This is a genomic window from Cytobacillus firmus (assembly GCF_023657595.1).
Taxonomy (GTDB): domain Bacteria; phylum Bacillota; class Bacilli; order Bacillales; family Cytobacillaceae; genus Cytobacillus; species Cytobacillus firmus_B.
In genome coordinates this window covers 142,570-167,631 of record NZ_CP098323.1, presented here as the reverse complement: position 1 = coordinate 167,631, position 25,062 = coordinate 142,570, and the positions used below count along the sequence as shown (strand labels likewise).

Sequence of the window (25,062 nt, the reverse complement as noted above, 5' to 3'; positions counted from 1 at the left end):
AGCCATCCGTTATTTGGATGGCTTTTTAGCTATATGGCTTCTTTGCTTTTGAGAATCTTCATTCAGCTTATGAAGAATAAGCAGCTGATAGGTGTTGCAGACTAATAACGGGATCAGCATTAGATATAGCCAGCTTTCTTCGTTTACCCTTAGTACCGGCACCCACTCGATGGCGGTTACGACCACCATGAAGAAGACTGCAGGAATAAAGGCATGCTGGTTGGTCTGTTTGGTTTTAATTGCTGCGACCACAAGAGCGACTATAAGAAGGACTGCTGCAACGCCAACATAAGGAAGCATGCTGTCTCCCGCACCGGCAAAAGCCTTATAGCGGAAATAAACCAAGTCAAATAAAGCAAATAAAATAAGGACAATTTGAATAGGATTCCATAATCCTTTGAAAATCCCCAATCCAAAGCGGTGTACTGTCAAATAAGCAAAAAAGCCCATTTGGCTAATAATACTGAAGATTAATCCTACACCGATAAGCCAGAACAATACTGACAGAATCTCCAGGAAATCGAAGTCAGTAAAAATAGGTGCAAATTCATCCCAGCGCACAATAAACCCGACAACTCCCGTCGTTATTCCTCCGACTAAAAGAGTTGTTATAAAAAGCTTTACCCAATTACGGCTAGTCAATTTATTTTTCCCCCATAATAAATAAATTCATTCTTATTGATTGTACCAACCAAAGTTTGAAAAATCTAGGCATTGTAATTCCAGCGCATAATATTTGCTGAAAATCTTCATTCTAAAGGTAAGGACACCTCTGAAAGGAGCTTCACCATGAAAAAAACATTCCGTTTGCTCCTTCCATTAGCGCTAGTGTTTTTCGTATCAGGCTGCGGCCAAGGGGAATCTGGCGCCGGCCAAATGGATTATGAGCAAACTAAAAAAATGGTTGTAGATATATTAAAGACAGATGAAGGAAAAAAAGCACTCGAAGAATTGATGGCTGATGAAAAAATGCAGCAAAAGATGGTCATGGACCAAAAGGTTGTAAGTGAGACCATTGAAAAGACCTTAACTTCCGATAAAGGCACAGAGTTTTGGAAGAAGTCCTTTGACGATCCAAAGTTTGCCGAAAGCATGGCAAAAAGTATGCAAAAGGAAAATGAGCAGCTTTTAAAAGACCTTATGAAAGACCCTGAATACCGGGGAATGATGATAGAAGTACTTAAAGATCCCGAGCTTGAAAAAGAAGTTACAGATGTCCTTAAAAGCAAGGAATATCGGGAGCACATTCAGAAAGTAATGACTGAGACATTTGAAAGCCCGCTCTTTAAAGCAAAAATTCAGGACATCCTTCTGAAAGCAGCAGCGGAAACGAAAAGCGGCGGTGAGCAGGGCGGACAAGAAAGCGGGGGTGAAGGCGGCGGCCAGGGTGAAGACCAAGGCGGCGGCGGTGGCGGCCAGGGCGGCGGAGCATAACCCCTATAAGAAGAAAACCTCTTCCATTTTGGAAGAGGCTTTTTTCATTATTTGCTTTCAATTGTTTGGATAACTTTACGGGCAATATCCGTATAGATTTGACCAAGCTTATGGTCTTCATCATAAATGGACGGAGCAAAATCTTCCTCATTCCAGTCAGGCTGCTGTAGAGGAAGCTGGCCCAGCACTTCTGTCCGCAGTTCATCAGCTAGCTTTTCACCGCCGCCTTGGCCAAATACGTGCTCTCTTTCTCCAGTCAATTGACTTTCGAAGTAGGCCATGTTCTCGATAACACCCAAGATTTCATGCTCTGTGCGAAGTGCCATTGCACCAGCTCTGGCAGCAACAAATGCGGCGGTAGGATGTGGAGTTGTCACAACAATTTCCTTGCAGGAAGGAAGCATAGTGTGCACATCCAGGGCAACATCTCCTGTTCCCGGAGGCAAATCAAGAAGAAGGTAGTCTAATTCACCCCACTCAACTTCATTGAAGAAGCTGTTCAGCATTTTGCCAAGCATTGGCCCTCTCCAGATAATCGGCGCATTATCTTCCACAAAGAATCCCATTGAAATCACTTTAACGCCAAAACGTTCAACCGGCAGAATTCGTTCTCCCCTGACCACAGGGCGCTTTGTAATGCCCATCATATCCGGAACGCTGAATCCATAAATGTCAGCATCGATCAGTCCAACTTTTTTGCCCAGCCTTGCCAGGGATACAGCCAGGTTGACCGAAACAGTGGATTTGCCGACTCCGCCTTTTCCGCTGGCAATGGCAATGAATTCCGTCTTATTACCAGGAGAAAGCAGGCCTTTGTCCTCTTCCGCCGCTGCCTCTCTATATTGTGAAAGCACTTCATCCGGAAGCTCGCTGAAGCGGATGCCGACGGTCGCCGCCCCTGCTTCTTTTAAAAGATTGACGACTTCCGTCTGAAGCTGAAGCTGTTCAGCTGTACCTGTCTTGGCAACTTGAATCTTAACGCTGACATGATTCTTTTCTTCCTTGATTTTAATTTCTTCAATGGCGTTAAGTTCGCCCAATGTTCTATGTATAAATGGTTCCTTCAAGCCGCTCAAAGCTTCTCTGACTTTCTGTTCAGTTAACATACATTGCACCCGCCTTTTGAATTCGTTTCCATTTCAGTATAACATATTGAAAATTCTTTACAGTTAATTGTATCACACCGGAAAAATATTCAAAAAAGAAAAGGCACTTTCTCAGCACCTTTTCATTCCCATGTTTCAGTCAATTCTTTTTCATTGGTATAGTAGCGCATAATTCCATTATAGATGGAGGCAGCGATTTTATCCTGATATTCATCCGTTTTCAGGTTTGCCCGTTCCCCCGGGTTTGATAAGAATCCCACTTCTACTAAGACACCCGGCTTTTTGGCGTATTTTAAGATGAATACATTGTTTAAAGGCTTGGAATTTCGCTTCGTATTTTCCAGGTTGCGGCGGAGTTCATCCTGTATGAATTTCGCAGCTTTGGCATTTTCCTTTATCCCGGGCGCATAGAAAGTCTGCGCACCGCTCCATCGGGGAGAGGGAATCGAATTTAAGTGGATGCTGACATAAAAATCAGAATTAGACGTATTTATCATTTCAAGCCGTTTCTTCAGGTCTTCTACTTTTCTCCGGCTGTATCCCCTCGTTCCCTCTGGTGCGAGGTCCCTGTCGTCCTCCCTCGTCATGAGCACAAGCGCTCCCTGCTCCTGGAGGTAATCCCTTACTTTTAAAGATACTTCCAGCGCAATATCTTTCTCGAGTGCCCCTTCGTCACCTGCCCCGCCATCCGGGCCGCCATGTCCGGGATCAAGCAAGATGATCTTACCTGTTAAAGGCAGATTCCACGATTCCCAGGAATCATCATCCGTAAAGTCATATTGCAAAATAAGAAAAAGGACGATAAGCCCGATCGCAAACCCGCCTATTTTTAATTTCTTCTTCATACGCCCTAATCAGTCCCCTCCTGCTTATCCTCATTTCAATATATGGGACAAGGCGGAGATCTAGAACTTCGATAAGGACAGCAGTCTGATCAAAATCACTTTTCAGTGGAGACGCAATTTATGCCTTCTCTCCCCTTTATTGAATCCTTCCGACCACCAGCTGTTTACGTATTGCTCGCACATATAATAAAGGGATTCACTCATAACAGCTTCCGAACCATGACCCCAATAAAGGAAAAAGTTATATAGTGTATCCACTAAATGCTTATACTCTTTTTCACATCTATAACGGACCTGATCCAGCGATTCGCCATATCGCCCAAAACGGCTGTAGTTTGCCCCCAGCAAATAGGCTTCAATCGCTACATCATAGCAGGCCTCCTCAATTCCGGCATTCATCATCAGACCGGAGACAAATCTGGAAGAACCAAAAAATTGCTGTACTTTTTCTTTTAATGCTTTTATCGAAATTTCCCGAAGGACTGATTTTTCATATTTGATCTGTTTTTCTCTTTTTTTCTCTTTGAACGTCGTTATGACAGTCACGTTTCTCACCCCTTGTAGATAGTCTTTATCTGCAGCGGGAGAGAAATGCAAAAAGCAGCCGCAATTGGGCTGCCAATTTTTTATCAGAAAAGCCGAAGGCGCCCGCTTATAAAGGAACACAGACTAATACCGCCACGTCCTCCCAAAAGCTGCCGCGTTTGGTCGTGCGATGTTTATACTAACGAAGCCTTCCTTGTCCTGCGGGCCTCAAGCATAAGACAAGCCGGCTGAAAGGTTGTTCTTTACCTTTTAGACGGATTGAACGAAATGTGGAGGCGACTGCCCAGGGACGACTAGCATAAGACGGTCCCTGTAAGATGGTGTTCTTTCCTTCTGGAAGGGAACGCCTTAGACCCGAGAGCCAATGGCGCCTGGAGCTAGACAGTTATCTAACTTCAGGATTAATTTATTTTTTAGAAAAGCACCAGCCGGAGCTGATGCTTTGTAAAAAAACTTATCGAATCTGCCCATTTCCGGACATGAGATATTTGCGTGTTGTTAATGCAGGCAGACCCATCGGTCCTCTCGCATGGAATTTTTGTGTGGAAATGCCGATTTCCGCTCCAAAGCCAAGAGCGCCTCCATCCGTGAATCTCGTGGACGCATTATGATACAGCGCCGCAGCATCTGTCAGCTGCATGAACTTTTTGGCTGTTACCCCATTTTCGGTAATAATAGCCTCAGAATGCTTGGTGCCGTATTGATCAATATGATCGATGGCCTGTTCAAGACTATTCACTATTTTCACAGCTAAGTCCAGGCTTAAATATTCATTCGCCCAATCACTCTCTCCGGCTGGCATAACATCAGGCAATACAGCTGCTGCAGCCTCATCACCATGTACAGTAATCCCGTGCTTCTTCAGAGCTTCTGCAAGCAATTCTTTATGCTGATCCAGCCATGCTTCATGAACAATCAGCGTTTCTGCTGCATTACAGACTGCGGGACGGTCAGTTTTGGCATTAATGAGGATATTGATCGCTCTTTCCGGATCTGCTTCTTTATCAACATAGATATGGCAGTTTCCAACTCCTGTTTCGAGTACAGGCACTGTCGCATTCTCAACTACAGCATTTATGAGGGATGCGCCGCCTCTCGGAATTAAGACATCAATATGCTCTTTCATGGTGAACAGCTGCTTTGTCGCTTCTCTGTCTGCAGTGGCAATGAATTGGACAGCATCTTTAGGTATCTTTGTTTTTTCAAGAGCTTCATGTATAATCTCGACGATAGTCTGATTCGAATTCAGTGCTGATGACCCGCCTTTTAAGACAATGGCATTTCCTGATTTCAGCGCAAGACCAGCCGCATCGGCAGTTACATTAGGTCTTGCTTCATAAATCATGCCGATGACACCAAGCGGAACACGGACCTCTTCCACCTTCAGCCCATTATCCAAAGTCCAGCCCGACATAACATCTCCAATCGGGTCGGGAAGTTCAGCTACCTGGCGAAGGCCGTCTGCAAATTCATAAACCCGCTCCTTCGATAATGACAGGCGATCCATATATGCCTCTTCGAATCCTTTCTCCCTGCCATTTTCAAGATCGGCCCTATTAGCTGCAAGTATCGATTCATATCCGGTTTCCAATGCCTCTGCAACTATATAGAGTGCTTCGTTCTTTTCTTCCGTTGTTAAAACACTTAACGTTTTGGCAGCCCTTTTTGCCTTTATTGCCTGTTCTTCTACATTATTTATCTTTACTGCTGATGCAGTAGTCATTGAATCCCTCCTAAAAAGTTTAAACAAGTGCCGGCAGCTTAAAGTCGCGTGAGCATACAAACGTTTCCTGAGCTATGGCCGGTTCAAGCTCTTCATCTGCTGTATGGGCGCTTAACTGATCGTTTGAATAGTTAATGCGGCCGAGGCCGATTTCTTTTCCCTCTTCATCCAAAATGCGGACGACCGCTCCATCCTTAAACCGCCCTTTGACTTCCTGAATATCAGAGCGGTAAAGATTTTCCTGATGATCCACAATGGCTTCTATCCCATGGGAATTAATGGTCACCTTTCCTTCAGGACCTGAGTGGAACGCAATCCACTGCTTTTCATTATCCAGATTAAATGCATCCGGCTCCGGCGTGAAGTAGGTGCCTCTCGCTCTGTTTTCCACAGCTTCCATTAAAATATTTTCCGTTCCTGCTTTTCCTAAAAAGGAGTCAATCCCTGCAGCCATTGCAATTTTTACTGCCTGGATTTTTGACTTCATGCCCCCTGTTCCTACAGCACTGCCAGATCCTCCTGCAGCCGCTTCGATTTCAGGTGTAATGCTGTGAACCCTCTCCAGATGAGTCGCATGAGGATTATCATTCGGGTTGCTGTCATAGAGGCCGTCAATGTCAGATAAAATAATCAGTAAATCTGCATCAATCAGACCAGCCACTTTTGCAGCCAGAGTATCATTGTCTCCGAAGCGCAGGCGATCGACTGTAACCGTGTCATTTTCATTTATGATCGGGATGATGCCTCGCTCCAGCAGCACATTCATGGTGTTATGCATATTGCCATAGCGATTTTCATCAGAGAAATCGCTTCTGGTAATCAAGATTTGTGAAGCTACGTAGCCATGAGATAAAAAGAGTTCTGAGTAAGATTCCATTAATAGCCCCTGGCCTATTGAAGCTGCAGCCTGTTTTTCCGGAAGGGAAGAAGGCCGGTCAAGACAGCCAAGCTTCCTATATCCTGCTGCAACAGCACCTGATGACACAACTGCTGTTTCATAGCCGGCATCCTTCAGCTCGACAATTTGCTCAGCAAATTTTTCAAGCTTTCTGCGGCTGATTTCCCCGTGCATGCTTGTTAATGAGCTGCTTCCAATCTTAATAACAACTCTTTTTATCTGCTTTCCTTTCATCAACATCCAATACCTCCTGTGAACTTGTAAATCCATTTCCCTTAGGAAGTGACAAGAGCACCTTCCAACTCTTCACTGATCTCCTTCGAACGTTTGGCGGCATGCTCAACTGCCTGTGTGATGGCTTCGCCCCCGTTGTATCTCCTTAATGCTTCCAGTCCTGAGGCGGTCGTGCCATTAGGAGAAGTCACTTTCTCTCTTAGAGAAGTTGGCGTTTCTTCCTTTTCAAGCACCATCTTAGCTGCTCCAAATATCGTCTGGGCAACAATTTTGCGGACAGTCTCTTCATCCATTCCTTTTTGCACCCCTACCCGCTCCATATTTTCCATCAGATAATAGAAGTAAGCAGGACCGCTTCCGGCTAATCCTGTAAAAACATCCATCTGGTCTTCATCGATGGTATACACTTCACCCATGCATTCCAGCAATTCCTTTACCATTTCCACATTGGCCATGCTCGTATTCTTTCCTGCCACGACAGCCGTCGCAGATTCCTGAATCATGCTAGAAGTATTCGGCATCACACGCACTACCTGCTGCCCCGGATTTAAATGCTCTTCCATGAACTCTGTTGTAATTCCTGCCAACACGGAAAGAATCACCTGGCCAGGATATAATTTGTCTTTAATGGAACGAAGAGCTTCTTCTGCTCCTTTTGGCTTCATGGCTAAAATAAATAAATCAATTTCCTCAAATGGAAGTTCGTTTTGCGGTATGGCACATACACCATACTGATCTTGAATCTCTTCCAGTCTGTCTGCATTGCTCCTGTTCGTTACAAAAACTCGATCAGGTGACATTTTTTCAGCTGTAATGACTCCTGAGATCATAGATTCCGCCATTGACCCTGCCCCTAAAAATGCGATTGTTTTATTGGCTAACATGGACATCCTCCTTTAGATGAAAAACTGTTCGTATATCCGTTCGTATTTTATCAACGTTATCTATCGTAACATGCTCAAATACAGATTCAAGGGTATTAGGGAAAGACGGGAGGATAAGGGCGAGATAGTGAATGAAAACGCTAACATATACGGTCTAAGCTCCGCTGAGGCTCTCTCATCGTAAATAATCCTCTCTCAGCCCGATATTTGCAATAATATAATTTCCAATTTTTCAACGCTGCCGAAATAAAGCCTCAGCTTGCTGGGTGGGCTGCAGGGAATAAAGGGAGCAGAGGTTAAACAAAATAAGAAAAAAGCTCCCAGCCAAAATGGCTGAGAGCTTTGGTAAGCAATAATTAACGCTTTGAGAACTGAGGAGCACGACGAGCACCTTTAAGACCGTATTTCTTACGCTCTTTCATACGTGCGTCACGAGTTAATAGTCCTGCGCGCTTTAATGTTGGACGGAATTCAGGATCAGCTTGAAGCAATGCACGAGCGATGCCGTGGCGGATTGCGCCAGCTTGACCAGTGTATCCACCGCCGTTTACATTTACAAGAATGTCGTAGCTGTTTACTGTTTCAGTAGCTACAAGCGGCTGTTTTACAACTTCACGTAAAGCTGCAAAAGGAATGTATTCTGTGATTTCACGACCATTGATGATGATTTTACCGTCGCCTGGAACTAAACGAACACGTGCAACGGAGCTCTTACGACGACCAGTACCAATATATTGAACCTGTGCCAAGTTAATAACCTCCCTAAAAATTATCCACGAAGTTCGTAAACTTCAGGTTGTTGTGCTTGGTGCTTATGTTCGCTACCAGCATATACGTGTAATTTCTTGAACATTTGACGGCCTAGAGAGTTCTTTGGAAGCATGCCTTTGATAGCAAGCTCAAGCATTCTCTCAGGGTAGTTTGTACGCATTTCAAGAGCAGTTCTTGTTTTTAAACCGCCTGGGTGCATGCTGTGACGGTAGTAGATCTTGTCAGTAAGCTTTTTCCCAGTAAGTTCGATTTTTGAAGCGTTGATAAGAATTACATGATCACCAGTATCAACATGTGGTGTATAAGTTGGTTTATGTTTACCACGTAGGATTGACGCTACTTCACTAGCAAGACGACCAAGAGTTTTGCCTTCAGCATCAATCACGTACCATTTACGTTCGATATTGTTTGCATTCGCCATAAACGTTGTACGCATCAGTTTCCCTCCTAATAATTCCATTCATAATCAATTTTTTGGTTTATCTATTCGACACAATAAGTTCCGGGGCTTATCGTGGTTTTAATAATAATACCATATGCTATAATATAACTTTGACAGTCTATTGTCAAGCGAATGTTACACCTGGTTTAGTTGTTTTAAAATCTTTTTTTTATTTGCGTTTGGCTTTACAACGCGCCCTCGCGGTTCCTCAGTTGTTTTTTCCAAAATTTTAATAAAAAACTTTCCACAAATATAAACCTTGGGCAGGCGCTGTTTTTCCTGCAGCTGATCTGTTTTTTTCCTTAAGGACTGCTGGCATGGATTCGGGGTCTCTTTCCCCTGAGCCGACTTCCAGAAGGGTGCCGGTCAGGATCCGGACCATATTATATAAAAATCCAGTTCCTCTAAAGCGGAAGATGAGCATATCCCCTTCTTCCTGCACATCTATCTCCTGAAGTTCCCTGACCTTATCCTCCACTTCCGTCTTGGCGGAGCAGAAGCTTGTGAAATCATGTGTCCCTATTAAACCCGCTGCCGCCTGTCTGATCGCATCCTTATTTATTGGGTACGGGTACTGATAGGCATATTGGCGTTTAAACGGGTCCCTCCTGGAGGATCGGTGCACGAAGTACCGATATTCCTTCCCTTTTGCATCAAAACGGACATGAAAGTCATCTGACACTGTCTCCGTCCCGATGATTGCCACATCATCCGGCAGCAGGGAATTAAGGGCGATTTCCCATTTTTCAATCGGAATATTCAAAGGGGAATCGAAATGAATCACCTGGCCCCTTGCATGGACACCTGCATCGGTTCTGCCTGAGGCAGTCACCCTGATGTCTTTTCCTTTATGAATCTTCTTTAAGGCCCGTTCCAGCTCTCCCTGCACAGTCCGCTTGCCAGGCTGCACCTGATAGCCTGCAAAAAGGGTGCCGTCATACGTCACAATACATTTAAATCTTTGCATAAGGTCACCCCATTACGTTCTCAGCAGGATTAACAACAGAGCCAGGGCTGCAAGCATGGCGAGCATTGCCGTATCCTTCAGGCCCCAGCTAAGCTGCCTGTATTTCGTTCTGCCTTCCCCGCCTCTATAGCCGCGTGACTCCATCGCCACAGCAAGCTCTTCAGCCCGCTTGAACGAGCTGACAAACAAAGGAATTAAAAGAGGTATAATGGCTTTAACACGTTCTTTTATCGGCCCGCTTGTAAAATCGGCTCCCCTGGCTGTCTGGGCCTTCATGATTTTATCGGTTTCCTGCATGAGTGTCGGAATGAAGCGGAGAGAAATCGACATCATCAAAGCCAGTTCGTGCACTGGAAACTTCACTTTATTTAATGGATTGAGCAGACTTTCCAGACCATCCGTAATTTCAATCGGAGTTGTGGTTAAAGTCAGAATAGAAGTCATCAGAATGAGCAGGAAGAAGCGCAATGAGATGAAAATCCCCTGTCTCAAACCTTCCTCATAGATTGTAATCCATCCAAACCGGAAGAGAACTTCACCCTCTTTTGTCAAAAACAAATGGAGGAATAAAGTGAAAATAACAAGCAGAAGGACCGGCTTCAATCCTGTATAGATAAACCGTATCGGCACCTTCGACAAAGCAATCATAAAAAAGGTATAAACCGTCAGAAGACCGTATGTCAGCAAATTATTTGCCAGAAAGACGATGCACACGAATAAGAAGATAAGGACAAGCTTTGAACGGGGATCCATCCTATGGATGACAGACTCGGCCGGAACATAGCGCCCAAAAATCATTTTGTCCATCATGTAGCTGTCCCCCTTTTCATCACTGCAGCAATCTCATCCGTCAGCTCATCCATTGTCAGACACGTCCTAGAAAGACGGACGTTAAGTGATTTTTCCATTTTCAGCTGAAAGCGGACAACCTCCGGAACATCGAGTCCAAGCTTAAGCAAGCCTTCCGGAGATGAAAAAATTTCTTCCGGTGTTCCCTTTTTGTATACTTCGCCGTTGTGCATGATGACAATCTGATCAGCATAGCGGGAAGCATCCTCCATGCTATGTGTCACAAGCACCGTCGAGAGCCCCCTTGTCCCATGCAGGCTGTAGAACATATCCATGATTTCCTTTCGGCCCCGCGGATCAAGTCCTGCAGTAGGCTCATCCAGGACAATGACATCAGGTTCCATTGCCAGCACTCCGGCTATGGCTACCCGTCTCATTTGGCCGCCTGACAGGTCAAATGGGGACTTACTTAAAATTTCTTCCGGCAGACCCACCTGGCCTATAGCTGCTCGCGCTCTTTTTTTGGCTTCCTCTTCTGTTACTCCGAAGTTCATTGGACCAAAGCAAATATCTTTCTCGACCGTTTCCTCAAACAGCTGATGCTCAGGAAATTGAAATACGATTCCGACCCTTTGCCGGATTTCTTTCAGGTTTTTTTGTTTCTTTTCCGGGTTGATCATCCGCTCTCCAATCACCACCTGGCCTTCTGTCGGCTTAAGCAGGGCATTTAAATGCTGGAGGACAGTCGACTTGCCTGATCCGGTATGACCGATGATCGCTAGAAACGTGCCAGATGGAATATCGATGGAGACATCCTTTATTGCAAGACGTTCAAATGGCGTATTAATCTGATAACGGTATTCTACATTTTGGAGTGAGATGTCCATAATTCTTCCACCAACTCTTCTTCAGATAGATAATGTCTAGATAACGGCAATCCTTTTTCTCTTAATACCTTGCTAAGCTTCACAGGAAAAGGAATATCTAACCCCAGCTTTACAAGCTCCTCATCCATTTGAAAAATTTCCTCAGGCGTGCCTTCCCGATATAGCTGGCCTTTGTTCATGACTATGATGCGGTCAGCCTTTGCTGCCTCCTCCAGGTCATGAGTGATGGAGATGACGGTCATCTGATAATCCCGCTTGAGCTCTCTGACAGTTTCAAGTACCTCTTCACGCCCTCTTGGGTCCAGCATGGATGTTGACTCATCGAGAATAATAATATCCGGCCTTAAGGCAATGACACCGGCAATGGCCACCCTTTGTTTCTGTCCTCCGGAAAGATGGTGCGGCTCTTGATTAAGAAATGATGTCATTTTGACCTTCTCCAGTGATTCTGTAACACGCTGAACCATGTCATTTCTTTCAATACCATGGTTTTCTAAACCAAAAGCCACATCATCCCGTACGGTCGTTCCAACAAACTGGTTATCCGGATTTTGAAAAACCATGCCAATCTTCTTTCTTACTTCCCATACCGTCTCTTCACTCAATGAAATTCCGCCTACTGTAATGCTGCCTTCCAGAGGAAAGTGCAGGCCATTAAGCAATTTGGCAAGTGTAGATTTTCCGGAACCATTATGCCCGACTATTGCGAGCCATTCTCCTTTATATATATTAAAAGAGACATTGTCCAGAGCATATGCAGCTTCTGCATCGTACTTAAACGAAACATTTTTTAATTCTACCAGCGGCTCGGTCATTTGAAGTCCTCCTCTCAGCTCTGCTTCTCTATTTCAGCTCTGCTCTAATAATGAAAAAACCCGCCATTGTTGGCGAGCTTTAAATAGTTCGATAATAGGTTATGTTACCGGATAGCAAGCGTTGAATGATACCATTCTCCCACACTTGTAATACACAAGAAATCTGGATTTCTGCTATCTAAGCTTATTGGATGCCTATTATGCCTCCCTATTAAAAGCTCATACTGACGCAGTATGGTGGTTGGTTCTTGCTATTGTATAAATGTTCAGAGACACTCGATTTCCTTATGGTTTATGAACATACTGAATTTAAAAAAGCCTGCACCTCTTTCCGTCAGGCAGTAAACTGCCGGGCGCATTTCTTCTTTCCGGAAGAGGTGCATGAGCTAGACGAGTCAATGTACCAGGCAATGGGGAATCTATTGTTCATCCATTCCTGTTTACTAGCTGTACATGCTCATCGTAACGCTCGTTTTTGGCCTGATTTCGGCGTTCCTTACAAATTAAGGAAACAGCCATTTTTATAGAAAAAGGGCAAAGAACAAGTTCTATGAAACCGTCCCGCGCCCTTTCCTTAAAAAATTATACTAACTCGATGATTACCATTGGCGCACCGTCTCCACGACGAGGTCCAAGTTTCATAATACGAGTGTATCCGCCTTGGCGCTCTTCATAACGAGTTGCGATGTCGCTGAATAATTTTTGAACTGCATCCTGGTCAGTTTCAGCGTTAGCTACCTCGTTGCGAACAAATGCAGCTGCTTGACGGCGTGCATGCAAGTCGCCGCGCTTTCCAAGAGTGATCATTTTCTCAACAACTGAACGAAGTTCTTTCGCACGAGCTTCAGTTGTTTCGATGCGCTCATTGATGATTAGATCTGTTGCTAAGTCACGCAGCATAGCTTTACGTTGTGAGCTAGTGCGTCCTAACTTTCTGTATCCCATGAAAGTTTCCCTCCTTTGTTGAAGTCATTCAATCTGCTGAAAGCAAACATGCAGATAATCAATTAATCTTCATTAATCAATCGTCTTTGCGTAAGCCCAGTCCAAGATCTTCTAATTTATGTTTTACTTCCTCAAGTGACTTTCTGCCAAGGTTACGGACCTTCATCATATCCTCTTCAGTCTTATTGGCTAATTCCTGAACAGTATTGATGCCAGCGCGCTTTAAGCAGTTGTAAGAACGGACAGACAAGTCGAGTTCTTCAATTGTCATCTCAAGTACTTTCTCTTTTTGGTCTTCTTCTTTTTCAACCATGATTTCGGCATTTTGAGCTTCGTCAGTTAAACCGACAAAGATATTCAAATGCTCAGTTAAGATCTTCGCTCCAAGTGCAACCGCATCTTGAGGACCTGTACTGCCGTCAGTCCAAACATCGAATGTTAACTTATCAAAGTTAGTCATTTGACCCACACGTGTATTCTCTACCTGGTAAGAAATACGAGATACTGGAGTGTAGATGGAATCAATCGGAATCACACCGATTGGCTGATCTTCTCTCTTGTTTTGGTCAGCTGGTGTATAGCCTCGTCCGCGTCTTGCAGTTAAACGCATGCGCAGGTGGGCATTCGAACCAAGAGTAGCAATATGAAGATCCGGATTTAGGATTTCAACATCGCTGTCATGTGTTACGTCAGCTGCCTTCACTACACCCTCACCCTGAACATCGATTTCCAATGTTTTTTCTTCATCAGAGTAGATTTTAAGTGCTAGTTTTTTAATGTTTAAAATGATAGATGTTACATCTTCTACGACGCCTTCAATTGTTGAGAACTCATGAAGTACCCCATCAATTTGGATCGATGTGACAGCGGCACCTGGGAGTGAGGATAAAAGGATACGACGTAAGGAGTTACCCAAAGTTGTACCATACCCACGCTCAAGTGGCTCGACGACGAACTTGCCGTACTTGGCATCATCGTTGATCTCAACCGTTTCGATTTTTGGTTTTTCTATTTCGATCATCAAAATATACCCTCCTTCAAAACGTCGAAACCCCGGCTAGCAATCTCTAACCGAAATTCCCCCATGTATACGTTCCCGTTTTGTGCACAACAACTGGAATAATTATTCTGTATAACTAAAAAATTAGTATCATATCCCATTATAGACAAGGATACAAATTCTATACAGAAAAATTATACACGGCGGCGTTTAGGCGGACGACATCCGTTATGAGGAACTGGAGTTACGTCTCTGATAGCAGTAACTTCTAGACCAGCAGCTTGAAGAGCACGGATTGCAGCTTCACGTCCTGCACCAGGTCCTTTAACAGTTACTTCAAGGGATTTCATACCGTGTTCCTGAGAAGTTTTAGCTGCAGTTTCAGCTGCCATTTGTGCTGCGAATGGAGTAGATTTACGAGAACCTTTGAATCCAAGAGCTCCAGCACTTGACCATGAAATAGCATTTCCATGAACATCAGTGATAGTTACGATTGTGTTGTTGAAAGTAGAACGGATATGTGCAATACCCTGTTCAATATTCTTTTTCACACGACGCTTACGTGTATTAGTTTTACGAGCCATTTAAAGTTACCTCCTTTACCGATTATTTCTTCTTGTTCGCTACAGTCTTACGAGGACCTTTGCGTGTACGAGCGTTGTTTTTAGTGTTTTGTCCGCGAACCGGTAAACCACGGCGATGACGTAGACCGCGATAGCTTCCGATCTCCATTAGACGTTTGATGTTTAGTGAAACCTCACGGCGAAGGTCACCTTCAACTTTCAATTTGTCGATGATGTCACGGATTTTGTTAAGTTCATCTTCTGTAAGATCACGAACACGAGTGTCTTCAGAAACACCAGCTTCAGCCAAAACCTTCTGAGCTGTAGATTTACCAATACCAAAGATATAAGTTAATGAGATTACTACACGTTTTTCACGTGGAACATCTACACCAGCAATACGTGCCATTGTATAAGCGCACCTCCTTCGAATTAACCTTGTTTTTGTTTATGTTTAGGGTTTTCACAGATAACCATTACTTTTCCACGTCTGCGGATAACTTTACACTTTTCGCAGATTGGTTTAACTGATGGTCTTACTTTCATTATCCTAACCTCCTTAATAGTACGGAGTGCAATGATTATTTAAAACGATATGTGATTCTACCGCGTGTTAAATCATATGGAGATAGCTCAACTGTTACTTTATCTCCAGGTAAAATGCGGATGAAGTGCATGCGGATCTTACCGGATACATGAGCTAGCACTGTATGACCATTTTCTAATTCTACCTTAAACATTGCATTTGGCAAAGTATCAACAACTGTGCCTTCTATTTCGATTACATCGTCTTTCGCCATTGAACTTTATTCTCCCTTCTTCATGTCATATACGAATTCATTTACATACTTTGCAAGCGCAAAGCGCAACTTTCCGTTTGTTACACGGCCGGTCTCCTGGAGACTGGTCTGAACTTCTGGAGAGATATAATTAAGCAATTGCAGATGCTGAACGTTCTTTTTCTTCGGGCGGTCGAATTTCTTCCTGCCGCCGTCAGCAAGCATAACATACCTTTCATCCAACAACCTTATAATTATAGCATATTGACCAGCATCGCTTCCACTTTTGATCAAAACAATTTGACCATGCTGCGGATTCGCATCAGAACCAACCAATGGAATCACCTGCACCTTAGGCTTTTGTCAGTATTTCATAACCGGATTCAGTGATCGCTATTGTATGCTCATAATGTGCACACCTTTTACCGTCAACCGTTACAACTGTCCAGTTATCGGTTAAGGTTTTAACATAACGACTTCCTGCATTCACCATAGGTTCAATAGCAAGTACCATTCCCGGCTTTAAGCGCGGCCCTCTGTTAGGGGGTCCATAATGAGGAATTTGAGGATCCTCATGTAAGTCTTGCCCTACACCATGGCCGACATACTCGCGTACAATGGAAAAGCCATTAGATTCCGCATACGTTTGGATAGCATGGGAGATGTTCGACAAGCGCTCACCCGGTTTTGCTTCTTCAAGGCCCTTATATAATGATTCCTCTGTCACATCCATCAGACGCCCGGATTCCTCATCAATTTGGCCAACAGCATAAGTCCAGGCTGAGTCACCATGATAACCGTTATATTTAGCACCGATATCAATGCTGATTATATCACCGTCATTTAAAACTCGACCACCAGGAATGCCATGAACAAGTTCATCGTTAACTGAAGCACAGATGCTGCCGCGGAAACCATTGTACCCTTTGAATGATGGAATTGCATCGTGTTTACGGATAAACCGGTCAGCAATAACATCCAGTTCGCGGGTTGTGATTCCGGGTGCAATATGTTTTTTCAGTTCCTGATGTGTAAGTGCTACGATTCTGCCGGCCTCACGCATTATTTCAAGCTCACGCGGGGTTTTGCAAATGATCATTGTAAGCCCCCGAGCAATGCATCAAGATCAGAAAATACTTTATTAATATCCTGCTGACCATCAATATTGCGCAGATAACCTTTCGTTTCGTAGAAATCAAGCAACGGTTTGGTTTGTTTAATATTAACGTCAAGTCTATTCTGAACAGTCGCTTCGTTATCATCAGCACGCTGATACAGCTCACCGCCGCAGCGATCACACACTCCGTCTTTCGCTGGCGGATTGAATACTAAATGATAAGTTGCTCCGCAGTCTTTACAGATGCGGCGTCCTGTAAGACGTTCCATTAGAATACTCTGATCAACATCAATATTAACAACATAATTAATTTTCTTGTTCAAATCAGAAAGGATGTTTTCAAGGGCATCTGCTTGGGCAACCGTTCTTGGGAAGCCATCCAGCAAAAAGCCTTTTTCGCAATCATCCTTGCTTAATCGTTCACGTACAATGCCGATTGTTACCTCATCAGGAACAAGCTCGCCTTTATCCATGAATGATTTTGCTTTAAGGCCTAGGTCCGTTTCGTCTTTAATAGCCGCACGGAACATATCTCCGGTAGAAATATGAGGGATGCCGTATTTTTGGACGATCTTCTCGGCTTGTGTACCTTTACCGGCACCAGGGAGCCCCATTAAAACTAAATTCACGTCAATTTCCCCCTAGTCACTAAATGGTATAAGGGAACATGCGTCCCCTACAACCAAATTATTTAATGAAACCTTTATAATGACGTTTAACAAGCTGTGCTTCAAGCTGCTTCATCGTTTCCAGTGCAACACCGACAACGATCAGCAGGCTTGTGCCTCCAATTTGCGCAGATTCAGGCAATCCGGCGATATTGATGAAGAATACCGGCAGGATTGAAATCACTGTCAGGAATAGCGCACCAACAAAAGTTAAACGGTATAAGACGCGAGTCAGATATTCCTGCGTGTTATTTCCTGGACGAATGCCCGGGATATAACCGCCCTGCTTCTTCAGGTTTTCCGCAACTTGTTCCGGGTTCACCTGAATGAAAGCATAGAAATAAGTAAAAGCAATGATTAATGCACTATAGATGACCATTCCGATTGGAGACGTATAGTCAAATATTCTTTGAATCCATAGAGTAACATCATTCTGCTCAAAGAAACCGGCAATGGTTCTTGGCGTGATGATGAAAGAAATTGCAAAGATTACTGGTATAACACCAGCTGCATTAACTTTTAACGGAAGATGAGTTGATTGTCCGCCAGCAGAATTTTGTCCTGCTGTTACACGCTTAGCATATTGAATAGGAATTTTTCTTAATGCCTGTTGGATGAAGATCGTTCCTACAACAATAGCAATGACTGCGATTAGGATAAGCACAACTGTCACAATGCGAAGGAATAGCTGCTCTCCAGCATTTTCAAACTGCTGAGCGTAAATCTGGTTAACCGTTGAAGGAATCCCAGCTGCGATACCAGCAAAGATAATGATGGAAATACCATTTCCTACACCTTTTGAAGTAATCTGCTCACCAAGCCACATTAAAAATGCAGTTCCGGCAGTCAATACCACAGCAATCAATAGATAAGAGGTAATTCCCGGATTCTCAATCAGCATTCCGCCTGCTAGGTTATTAAACCCATAAGACATACCGAGAGCCTGGATAAAACCAAGCACGATAGTAAAGTAACGGGTAAACTGAGCTAACTTACGGCGTCCAACATCTCCCTGCTTTGACCATTCCGTAAACTTAGGAACAACATCCATCTGCAGAAGCTGCACAATGATGGATGCCGTAATGTACGGCATGATACCCATTGCAAGGATGGAGAAGTTTAGGAGCGCCCCGCCGCCAAATGTATTCAGAACACCGAATACATTAAGTTCATCCTGGGCTTTTAATAGCTCTGCATTTACGCCCGGTACAGGGATAAATGTACCGATGCGAAATACAATCAGCATTAAAAGGGTGAAAATAATCTTTCGTCTTATATCACCCACACGCATAAAATTGGAGATTGTCTGAAACATTAAATCACCTCAGTTTGACCGCCGGCAGCTTCAATAGCTTCCTTTGCAGCAGAGGAGAATTTATGAGCTTTTACTGTAAGCTTTTTCTCAACTTTGCCTTTTGCAAGAATCTTGATTCCTGCTTTTTCGTTGCTTACTACACCAGTTTCGATAAGAAGCGCTGGAGTTACTTCAGCTCCATCTTCGAAACGGTTTAAAGCATCAAGGTTCACAATCGCGTACTCTTTACGGTTGATGTTAGTGAAACCGCGTTTAGGCAAGCGTTGGAATAAAGGTGTTTGACCACCCTCGAATCCAGGACGCACACCGCCGCCAGAACGAGCGTTTTGACCTTTATGACCCTTACCAGCAGTTTTACCATTACCGGAACCGATACCACGGCCTTTGCGTTTGCGTTCCCCACGAGAACCTTCTGCAGGCTTTAATTCATGAAGTTTCATGTTGGCACCTCCTTATTTGTAGAAGAATAGATTTATTTTTCTTTTACCACAACAAGGTGAGCAACTTTGTTGATCATTCCGCGGATAGCAGGATTATCTTGATGCTCAACTGTTTGGTGCATTTTGCGTAAGCCAAGAGCCTTAACTGTTTCGCGCTGGTCTTGCGGGCGACCAATCACGCTGCGAGTGAGGGTTACTTCTAGTTTATTCGCCATTTGATATCCCTCCTTATCCTAACAGTTCTTCTACTGATTTACCACGTAATTTCGCTACGTCCTCAGCACGTTTTAATTGAGTTAAACCGTTCAAAGTGGCGCGAACCATGTTGATTGGTGTGTTAGTACCTAAAGATTTAGATAAGATATCACCAACACCAGCTAATTCTAGAACCGCACGAACTGGACCTCCGGCGATTACTCCAGTACCTTCAGAAGCAGGCTTAAGAAGGATTTCTCCAGCACCGAAGTGACCGATTACCTGGTGAGGAATTGTAGTTCCAACCATAGGTACTTCGACTAAGTTTTTCTTAGCATCTTCAATAGCTTTGCGGATCGCTTCAGGTACTTCCTGTGCTTTACCTGTACCAAAGCCAACGTGACCGTTTTTGTCACCTACTACTACAAGAGCAGAGAAACGAAAACGACGTCCACCTTTAACAACCTTTGCTACACGATTAACCGTAACTACGCGTTCTTCAAGTTCAAGTTTGTTTGGATCAATACGACGCATCTTTTTGTGTCCCTCCTTTGTCTATTAAAATTCTAAACCATTTTCACGTGCTGCATCAGCTAAAGCCTGAACACGTCCATGATATAGATAGCCACCACGATCGAAAACGACAGCTTTAACGCCTTTTTCGACTGCGCGCTTTGCAACTAATTCTCCGACCTTAACTGCTGCATCAACGTTGCCAGTTGCATCAAGGTTCACTTCTTTATCTTGTGTAGAAGCACTTGCTACAGTAACTCCGTTTACATCATCAATAAGTTGAGCATAAATGTGCTTGTTTGAACGATACACATTTAAACGAGGACGAGCCGCAGTTCCAGAAAGTTTCGCACGCACACGAGCATGTCTTTTCTTACGAACTGCATTTTTATCAGCCTTCGTAATCATTTCGGTCACTCCTTTCGTTTACCTAAGCGGCATTACTTACCAGTTTTACCTTCTTTACGACGAACATATTCGCCTTCATAGCGGATACCTTTACCTTTGTAAGGCTCTGGAGGACGAACATCACGGATGTTGGCAGCCAATGCACCAACACGCTCTTTGTTAGTACCTTTAACAATGATCTTTGTGTTAGATGGTACTTCAACTTCAATACCTTCTTCAGGTTCGATTTCAACAGGATGAGAGTAACCAACGTTTAAAACAAGCTTTTTGCCTTGTTTTTGAGCACGGTAACCGACACCGATAAGCTCCAGTCCTCTTTCGAATCCTTTTGACACACCCTCAACCATGTTAGCTAGAAGTGCGCGAGTTGTTCCGTGCAATGCGCGGTGTTCTTTCGCATCAGATGGACGGGAAACGTTGATTACGTTGTCCTCCACCTTGATTTCGATATCCTGGTTGAATGAACGAGTTAGTTCACCTTTAGGACCCTTCACAGTAACAGTGTTATTGTCATTAGTAACAGTAACACCAGTTGGAATTTCGATTGGTTTTTTACCTATACGAGACATTTAATTGCACCTCCATTCATGAAAAACTCTATTACCAAACGTATGCTAATACTTCTCCGCCGACTTGTTTAGCGCGGGCTTCTTTATCAGTGATAACTCCTTGAGAAGTAGAAACTAGTGCGATTCCAAGACCGTTAAGTACGCGAGGTACTTCATCAGCCTTTGCGTATACACGAAGACCAGGCTTACTGATACGCTTAAGACCAGTGATAACGCGTTCGTTGTTTGAACCGTATTTTAGGAAAATGCGGATGATGCCTTGCTTGTTATCCTCGATAAGCTCAACATCACGTACAAAACCTTCACGCTTTAAGATCTCTGCAATTTCTTTCTTGATGTTAGAAGCAGGAACTTCTAATTTTTCGTGACGAACCATGTTCGCATTACGGATGCGAGTTAGCAAGTCTGCAATTGGATCTGTCATGACCATTGTTTTTACCTCCTTCCCATGCTTGGGGTTTACCAGCTAGCTTTTTTCACGCCAGGAATTTGTCCTTTATATGCTAATTCACGGAAACAAATACGACAAAGCTTAAATTTACGGTATACAGAATGTGGACGTCCGCAGCGTTCGCAGCGAGTGTACTCCTGTACCTTGTGTTTAGGCGTGCGTTTTTGTTTCGCAATCATTGACTTTTTAGCCACGTTTTCGCCTCCCTCTATTTAGCGATTACTTTTGGAATGGCATTCCAAATTGAGTTAAAAGTTCACGAGCTTCTTCATCAGTGTTAGCTGTAGTTACGATAACGATATCCATACCACGAACTTTGCTTACTTTATCGTAATCAATCTCAGGGAAGATCAACTGTTCTTTGACACCTAGAGTATAGTTACCACGGCCGTCAAATGACTTCTTAGAGATACCGCGGAAGTCACGTACACGTGGAAGAGATACAGATACTAACTTATCAAAGAACTCATACATGCGCTCTCCACGAAGAGTAACCTTCGCACCGATTGGCATACCTTCACGAAGACGGAAGCCAGCGATTGATTTCTTAGCGCGAGTGATAACCGGCTTTTGACCAGTGATCAAAGTTAATTCCTCAACAGCTTTATCTAGTGCTTTCGCGTTTTGAACAGCGTCACCAACACCCATGTTGATAACGATTTTTTCAAGCTTAGGTGCTTGCATAACTGATTTATAGTTAAACTTGCTCATTAGAGCAGGAGTAATTTCTTTTGAATGCTTTTCTTTTAGGCGGTTCATTCATTGTACCTCCCTTCTTCTTTAAACTATTTATCTAGAACTTCACCGGATTTTGTTGCAACACGTACTTTTTTGCCATCAACCGTTTTATAGCCTACACGAGTTGGTTCACCAGATTTAGGATCGACAGGCATAACGTTTGATACATGAACAGGTGCCTCTTGGCTGATGATTCCGCCTTGCGGGTTCATCTGAGAAGGCTTAGAGTGTTTCTTTACAATGTTAACTCCTTCAACAAGCACTCGGCTTTGTTTAGGGAACGCTGCAAGAATAACGCCCGTTTTGCCTTTATCCTTACCAGAGATGACCATAACTTTGTCACCTTTTTTCACATGCATCTGTGCGCACCTCCTTAAAGGCAATTTGATTTGTTATTTATAATACTTCTGGAGCTAAAGATACAATTTTCATGAAGTTGTTTTCACGTAGTTCACGGGCAACCGGTCCGAAGATACGAGTTCCGCGTGGTCCTTTGTCATCACGAATAATTACACATGCGTTTTCATCGAAACGAATGTAAGTACCGTCATTACGGCGTACACCGCTCTTAGTACGAACAACTACCGCTTTAACAACATCACCTTTTTTAACAACGCCACCTGGTGTTGCTTGTTTCACTGTACAAACGATAACATCACCGATGTTAGCAGTTTTGCGGCCAGAGCCACCAAGAACTTTGATTGTAAGTACTTCACGAGCACCAGAGTTGTCAGCAACTTTTAAACGTGATTCTTGTTGAATCATGTGTGTAACCTCCCTTCGGGATAAATCTCCCAACCGAACAATTAGATAATAACTGCTTTTTCAACTACTTCTACAAGACGGAAGCGTTTAGTCGCAGATAGTGGACGAGTTTCCATAATACGAACGATATCGCCAGTTTTTGCTTGGTTTTGCTCATCATGAGCCTTGAACTTTTTAGAGTACTTAACGCGTTTACCGTAAAGTGGATGCTTTTTGTAAGTTTCGACAAGAACCGTTACTGTCTTATCCATTTTGTCAGAAACGACGCGTCCAGTGTAAACTTTGCGTTGGTTGCGTTCACTCATTGTGCGAACCTCCTCTCAATATCACTTGCTAAAGCCGATTTCTCTTTCACGAATAACAGTTTTCATGCGGGCAATCGCTTTGCGTACTTCACGAATGCGAGCTGTGTTTTCAAGTTGTCCAGTCGCCAATTGAAAGCGAAGGTTGAAAAGCTCTTCTTTTAATGATTTTACTTTTTGTTCAATTTCGGCAGTGGTAAGGTCACGAATTTCATTAGCTTTCATTTGATTCACCACCAATTTCTTCTCGTTTTACAAACTTGCACTTAACTGGAAGTTTGTGTGCTGCAAGACGTAATGCTTCACGAGCGATCTCTTCAGATACACCAGCGATTTCGAACATTACTTTACCAGGCTTAACAACTGCTACCCATCCTTCAGGAGCACCTTTACCGGAACCCATGCGGACTTCAAGAGGCTTTGCAGTGTATGGTTTGTGAGGGAAAATTTGAATCCAAACTTTACCGCCACGTTTCATGTAACGAGTCATTGCAATACGTGCAGATTCAATTTGACGGTTAGTGATCCAAGAAGCTTCTAGAGCTTGAAGGCCATATTCACCGAAGTTTACTTCAGTTCCGCCTTTTGATTGACCACGCATTTTTCCGCGGTGTACACGACGATATTTTACGCGTTTTGGCAATAACATATTATTTGCCTCCTTCCCCAGTTTTCTTCTTCGTAGGAAGGACCTCTCCACGATAGATCCATACTTTTACGCCCAATTTACCGTAAGTTGTATCAGCTTCAGCTGTAGCATAATCGATATCAGCACGAAGAGTATGAAGTGGAACTGTTCCTTCGCTGTATGATTCTGAACGAGCGATATCAGCACCGCCTAAACGACCAGATACCATTGTTTTGATACCTTTAGCGCCAGCGCGCATTGCACGTTGAATAGTTTGTTTTTGAGCACGACGGAAAGATACGCGGTTTTCTAATTGACGAGCAATGTTTTCCGCAACCAATTTCGCATCGATATCTGCTCTTTTAATTTCAAGAATGTTGATGTGAACACGCTTGCCAGTTAATGAGTTAAGTGACTTGCGAAGTGCTTCAACCTCAGTACCACCTTTACCGATAACCATTCCTGGTTTCGCAGTGTGGATAGTGATGTTCAGGCGATTAGCAGCACGTTCGATTTCTACTTTAGAAACAGAAGCATCGCTTAAGCGCTTTGTGATGTACTCACGAACCTTAAGGTCTTCGTGTAAAAGATCAGCATAGTCTTTGCCTGCGTACCACTTTGACTCCCAATCACGGATGACACCGATACGCAAACCGACTGGATTTACTTTTTGACCCACTGATTATCCCTCCTTCTTTTCTGATAAAACGATAGTAATATGGCTAGTGCGCTTGTTAATTTGGCTTGCACGGCCCATAGCGCGAGGACGGAAACGTTTTAAAGTTGGTCCTTCGTCTACGAATGCTTGAGCAACTACCAGGTTGTTAACGTCCATTTCGTAGTTGTGCTCAGCGTTAGCTAGTGCAGATTTTAAAACTTTCTCTACGATTGGAGAAGCAGCTTTAGGTGTAAGGTTTAAAATCGCTACTGCTTCGCCTACTTGCTTTCCTCGAATTAAATCTACGACTAAACGAGCTTTACGAGGAGCAATACGAACTGTTCTTGCAACAGCTTTAGCTTGCATTAGAATGCCCTCCTCTCATTAACGTCTTGTTTTCTTATCATCATTGCCATGGCCTTTATACGCACGAGTTGGAGCGAATTCTCCAAGCTTGTGGCCTACCATGTCTTCAGTGATGTATACAGGCACATGTTTACGACCATCATAAACTGCGATTGTGTGTCCGATGAATTGTGGGAAGATCGTAGAACGGCGAGACCAAGTTTTAGTAACTTGCTTGCTTTCTGTTTCATTAAGCTTTTCGATCTTTGTCATTAAATGTTCATCAACAAAAGGTCCTTTTTTTAAGCTGCGACCCATGATT

General features: G+C 43.7%; 39 protein-coding genes and 1 pseudogene. 1 reads left to right on the top strand and 39 read right to left on the bottom strand.

Annotated elements, in window-relative coordinates; all coding sequences use genetic code 11:
- Nucleotides 1-9 precede the first annotated feature (9 nt).
- Complete coding sequence (locus NAF01_RS00915) at nt 10-642, bottom strand: KinB-signaling pathway activation protein (protein WP_250801547.1); 633 nt, start codon at nt 640-642, stop codon at nt 10-12.
- A 147-nt stretch (nt 643-789) separates the two neighbouring features.
- Here NAF01_RS00915 and gerD point away from each other — a divergent pair, with 147 nt between their 5' ends.
- The gene (gene gerD / locus NAF01_RS00910; protein ID WP_048011494.1) at nt 790-1,434 is read left to right on the top strand and encodes a spore germination lipoprotein GerD; all 645 of its coding nucleotides are present in this window, start codon (nt 790-792) and stop codon (nt 1,432-1,434) included.
- 47 nt (nt 1,435-1,481) lie between these two features.
- On the opposite strand, the gene NAF01_RS00905 is transcribed toward gerD, so the two are convergent.
- From NAF01_RS00905 to rpsS, 38 genes and pseudogenes are all read right to left on the bottom strand, one after another.
- Nucleotides 1,482-2,540: an Mrp/NBP35 family ATP-binding protein gene (locus NAF01_RS00905; RefSeq protein ID WP_250801546.1), complete on the bottom strand. Its 1,059-nt coding sequence runs from the start codon at nt 2,538-2,540 to the stop codon at nt 1,482-1,484.
- 122 nt (nt 2,541-2,662) lie between these two features.
- Nucleotides 2,663-3,385, bottom strand: a complete 723-nt coding sequence (gene cwlD / locus NAF01_RS00900) for an N-acetylmuramoyl-L-alanine amidase CwlD (protein ID WP_135147989.1) — start codon at nt 3,383-3,385, stop codon at nt 2,663-2,665.
- 102 nt (nt 3,386-3,487) lie between these two features.
- Complete coding sequence (locus NAF01_RS00895) at nt 3,488-3,931, bottom strand: YbaK family protein (RefSeq protein WP_048011497.1); 444 nt, start codon at nt 3,929-3,931, stop codon at nt 3,488-3,490.
- A gap of 454 nt (nt 3,932-4,385) precedes the next feature.
- Nucleotides 4,386-5,654, bottom strand: a complete 1,269-nt coding sequence (locus NAF01_RS00890) for a glutamate-5-semialdehyde dehydrogenase (RefSeq protein ID WP_250801545.1) — start codon at nt 5,652-5,654, stop codon at nt 4,386-4,388.
- Nucleotides 5,655-5,673: 19 nt separating this feature from the next.
- Nucleotides 5,674-6,792 carry a glutamate 5-kinase gene (gene proB, locus NAF01_RS00885; protein ID WP_433997031.1) on the bottom strand — a complete coding sequence of 373 codons (1,119 nt, stop codon included), beginning with the start codon at nt 6,790-6,792 and terminating at the stop codon, nt 5,674-5,676.
- Nucleotides 6,793-6,827: 35 nt separating this feature from the next.
- Nucleotides 6,828-7,670: a pyrroline-5-carboxylate reductase gene (gene proC / locus NAF01_RS00880; protein ID WP_048011501.1), complete on the bottom strand. Its 843-nt coding sequence runs from the start codon at nt 7,668-7,670 to the stop codon at nt 6,828-6,830.
- Between the two features lie 356 nt (nt 7,671-8,026).
- The gene (gene rpsI / locus NAF01_RS00875) at nt 8,027-8,419 is read right to left on the bottom strand and encodes a 30S ribosomal protein S9 (RefSeq protein WP_048011502.1); all 393 of its coding nucleotides are present in this window, start codon (nt 8,417-8,419) and stop codon (nt 8,027-8,029) included.
- A 20-nt stretch (nt 8,420-8,439) separates the two neighbouring features.
- On the bottom strand, nt 8,440-8,877 hold the full coding sequence (gene rplM / locus NAF01_RS00870) for a 50S ribosomal protein L13 (RefSeq protein ID WP_048011503.1): 438 nt from the start codon (nt 8,875-8,877) through the stop codon (nt 8,440-8,442).
- A gap of 235 nt (nt 8,878-9,112) precedes the next feature.
- On the bottom strand, nt 9,113-9,850 hold the full coding sequence (gene truA, locus NAF01_RS00865; protein ID WP_197249117.1) for a tRNA pseudouridine(38-40) synthase TruA: 738 nt from the start codon (nt 9,848-9,850) through the stop codon (nt 9,113-9,115).
- 12 nt (nt 9,851-9,862) lie between these two features.
- Nucleotides 9,863-10,660 (bottom strand): energy-coupling factor transporter transmembrane component T family protein, encoded by a 798-nt coding sequence (locus NAF01_RS00860; protein WP_197249118.1) that lies wholly within the window; start codon nt 10,658-10,660, stop codon nt 9,863-9,865.
- Complete coding sequence (locus NAF01_RS00855; RefSeq protein ID WP_197204278.1) at nt 10,657-11,526, bottom strand: energy-coupling factor ABC transporter ATP-binding protein; 870 nt, start codon at nt 11,524-11,526, stop codon at nt 10,657-10,659. The genes NAF01_RS00860 and NAF01_RS00855 overlap by 4 nt, the downstream gene beginning before the upstream one ends.
- On the bottom strand, nt 11,502-12,341 hold the full coding sequence (locus NAF01_RS00850; RefSeq protein WP_048011507.1) for an energy-coupling factor ABC transporter ATP-binding protein: 840 nt from the start codon (nt 12,339-12,341) through the stop codon (nt 11,502-11,504). Before NAF01_RS00850 ends, NAF01_RS00855 begins: the two co-directional genes overlap by 25 nt.
- Nucleotides 12,342-12,923: 582 nt before the next feature.
- The gene (gene rplQ / locus NAF01_RS00845) at nt 12,924-13,286 is read right to left on the bottom strand and encodes a 50S ribosomal protein L17 (RefSeq protein ID WP_009336608.1); all 363 of its coding nucleotides are present in this window, start codon (nt 13,284-13,286) and stop codon (nt 12,924-12,926) included.
- Nucleotides 13,287-13,362: 76 nt separating this feature from the next.
- Nucleotides 13,363-14,307: a DNA-directed RNA polymerase subunit alpha gene (locus NAF01_RS00840; protein WP_048011509.1), complete on the bottom strand. Its 945-nt coding sequence runs from the start codon at nt 14,305-14,307 to the stop codon at nt 13,363-13,365.
- Nucleotides 14,308-14,480: 173 nt separating this feature from the next.
- Nucleotides 14,481-14,870 carry a 30S ribosomal protein S11 gene (gene rpsK / locus NAF01_RS00835; RefSeq protein WP_035332274.1) on the bottom strand — a complete coding sequence of 130 codons (390 nt, stop codon included), beginning with the start codon at nt 14,868-14,870 and terminating at the stop codon, nt 14,481-14,483.
- 22 nt (nt 14,871-14,892) lie between these two features.
- Nucleotides 14,893-15,258, bottom strand: coding sequence for a 30S ribosomal protein S13 (gene rpsM, locus NAF01_RS00830; protein ID WP_009336605.1), 366 nt, complete (start codon nt 15,256-15,258; stop codon nt 14,893-14,895).
- A gap of 23 nt (nt 15,259-15,281) precedes the next feature.
- Nucleotides 15,282-15,395, bottom strand: coding sequence for a 50S ribosomal protein L36 (rpmJ, locus tag NAF01_RS00825; protein ID WP_000868344.1), 114 nt, complete (start codon nt 15,393-15,395; stop codon nt 15,282-15,284).
- A 35-nt stretch (nt 15,396-15,430) separates the two neighbouring features.
- Nucleotides 15,431-15,649, bottom strand: a complete 219-nt coding sequence (gene infA, locus NAF01_RS00820; RefSeq protein ID WP_009336604.1) for a translation initiation factor IF-1 — start codon at nt 15,647-15,649, stop codon at nt 15,431-15,433.
- Nucleotides 15,606-15,964, bottom strand: a pseudogene (locus NAF01_RS00815) (KOW domain-containing RNA-binding protein). The gene infA and the pseudogene NAF01_RS00815 overlap by 44 nt, the downstream one beginning before the upstream one ends.
- A gap of 16 nt (nt 15,965-15,980) precedes the next feature.
- Entirely contained in the window at nt 15,981-16,727 is a 747-nt protein-coding gene (gene map, locus NAF01_RS00810; RefSeq protein ID WP_048011512.1) for a type I methionyl aminopeptidase, read from the bottom strand.
- A complete protein-coding gene (locus NAF01_RS00805; protein WP_048011513.1) occupies nt 16,724-17,374 on the bottom strand; it encodes an adenylate kinase in 651 nt (216 codons plus the stop codon). Before NAF01_RS00805 ends, map begins: the two co-directional genes overlap by 4 nt.
- Nucleotides 17,375-17,432: 58 nt before the next feature.
- The gene (gene secY / locus NAF01_RS00800; RefSeq protein ID WP_197212336.1) at nt 17,433-18,728 is read right to left on the bottom strand and encodes a preprotein translocase subunit SecY; all 1,296 of its coding nucleotides are present in this window, start codon (nt 18,726-18,728) and stop codon (nt 17,433-17,435) included.
- Complete coding sequence (gene rplO / locus NAF01_RS00795; protein ID WP_035332284.1) at nt 18,728-19,168, bottom strand: 50S ribosomal protein L15; 441 nt, start codon at nt 19,166-19,168, stop codon at nt 18,728-18,730. Before rplO ends, secY begins: the two co-directional genes overlap by 1 nt.
- Nucleotides 19,169-19,200: 32 nt before the next feature.
- Nucleotides 19,201-19,383, bottom strand: a complete 183-nt coding sequence (gene rpmD, locus NAF01_RS00790; RefSeq protein WP_009336598.1) for a 50S ribosomal protein L30 — start codon at nt 19,381-19,383, stop codon at nt 19,201-19,203.
- A gap of 13 nt (nt 19,384-19,396) precedes the next feature.
- Nucleotides 19,397-19,897 (bottom strand): 30S ribosomal protein S5, encoded by a 501-nt coding sequence (gene rpsE / locus NAF01_RS00785; RefSeq protein ID WP_009336597.1) that lies wholly within the window; start codon nt 19,895-19,897, stop codon nt 19,397-19,399.
- Nucleotides 19,898-19,921: 24 nt separating this feature from the next.
- On the bottom strand, nt 19,922-20,284 hold the full coding sequence (rplR, locus tag NAF01_RS00780) for a 50S ribosomal protein L18 (protein ID WP_035332285.1): 363 nt from the start codon (nt 20,282-20,284) through the stop codon (nt 19,922-19,924).
- 32 nt (nt 20,285-20,316) lie between these two features.
- Nucleotides 20,317-20,853 (bottom strand): 50S ribosomal protein L6, encoded by a 537-nt coding sequence (gene rplF / locus NAF01_RS00775; protein ID WP_048011515.1) that lies wholly within the window; start codon nt 20,851-20,853, stop codon nt 20,317-20,319.
- Between the two features lie 31 nt (nt 20,854-20,884).
- Nucleotides 20,885-21,283: a 30S ribosomal protein S8 gene (gene rpsH / locus NAF01_RS00770; RefSeq protein ID WP_035332289.1), complete on the bottom strand. Its 399-nt coding sequence runs from the start codon at nt 21,281-21,283 to the stop codon at nt 20,885-20,887.
- Nucleotides 21,284-21,312: 29 nt separating this feature from the next.
- Nucleotides 21,313-21,498 (bottom strand): 30S ribosomal protein S14, encoded by a 186-nt coding sequence (rpsN, locus tag NAF01_RS00765; RefSeq protein ID WP_009336593.1) that lies wholly within the window; start codon nt 21,496-21,498, stop codon nt 21,313-21,315.
- Between the two features lie 25 nt (nt 21,499-21,523).
- Complete coding sequence (rplE, locus tag NAF01_RS00760; protein ID WP_009336592.1) at nt 21,524-22,063, bottom strand: 50S ribosomal protein L5; 540 nt, start codon at nt 22,061-22,063, stop codon at nt 21,524-21,526.
- A gap of 26 nt (nt 22,064-22,089) precedes the next feature.
- Complete coding sequence (rplX, locus tag NAF01_RS00755; protein WP_035332291.1) at nt 22,090-22,401, bottom strand: 50S ribosomal protein L24; 312 nt, start codon at nt 22,399-22,401, stop codon at nt 22,090-22,092.
- Nucleotides 22,402-22,438: 37 nt separating this feature from the next.
- Complete coding sequence (rplN, locus tag NAF01_RS00750) at nt 22,439-22,807, bottom strand: 50S ribosomal protein L14 (protein WP_009336590.1); 369 nt, start codon at nt 22,805-22,807, stop codon at nt 22,439-22,441.
- A gap of 41 nt (nt 22,808-22,848) precedes the next feature.
- Nucleotides 22,849-23,112, bottom strand: a complete 264-nt coding sequence (rpsQ, locus tag NAF01_RS00745) for a 30S ribosomal protein S17 (RefSeq protein ID WP_009336589.1) — start codon at nt 23,110-23,112, stop codon at nt 22,849-22,851.
- 21 nt (nt 23,113-23,133) lie between these two features.
- Nucleotides 23,134-23,334, bottom strand: a complete 201-nt coding sequence (gene rpmC, locus NAF01_RS00740; protein ID WP_009336588.1) for a 50S ribosomal protein L29 — start codon at nt 23,332-23,334, stop codon at nt 23,134-23,136.
- A complete protein-coding gene (gene rplP, locus NAF01_RS00735) occupies nt 23,324-23,758 on the bottom strand; it encodes a 50S ribosomal protein L16 (RefSeq protein WP_048011516.1) in 435 nt (144 codons plus the stop codon). The genes rpmC and rplP overlap by 11 nt, the downstream gene beginning before the upstream one ends.
- Nucleotide 23,759: 1 nt before the next feature.
- Entirely contained in the window at nt 23,760-24,416 is a 657-nt protein-coding gene (rpsC, locus tag NAF01_RS00730) for a 30S ribosomal protein S3 (RefSeq protein WP_035332293.1), read from the bottom strand.
- A 3-nt stretch (nt 24,417-24,419) separates the two neighbouring features.
- Entirely contained in the window at nt 24,420-24,761 is a 342-nt protein-coding gene (gene rplV / locus NAF01_RS00725; RefSeq protein ID WP_009336582.1) for a 50S ribosomal protein L22, read from the bottom strand.
- Between the two features lie 18 nt (nt 24,762-24,779).
- A complete protein-coding gene (rpsS, locus tag NAF01_RS00720) occupies nt 24,780-25,058 on the bottom strand; it encodes a 30S ribosomal protein S19 (protein WP_009336580.1) in 279 nt (92 codons plus the stop codon).
- Nucleotides 25,059-25,062 lie beyond the last annotated feature (4 nt).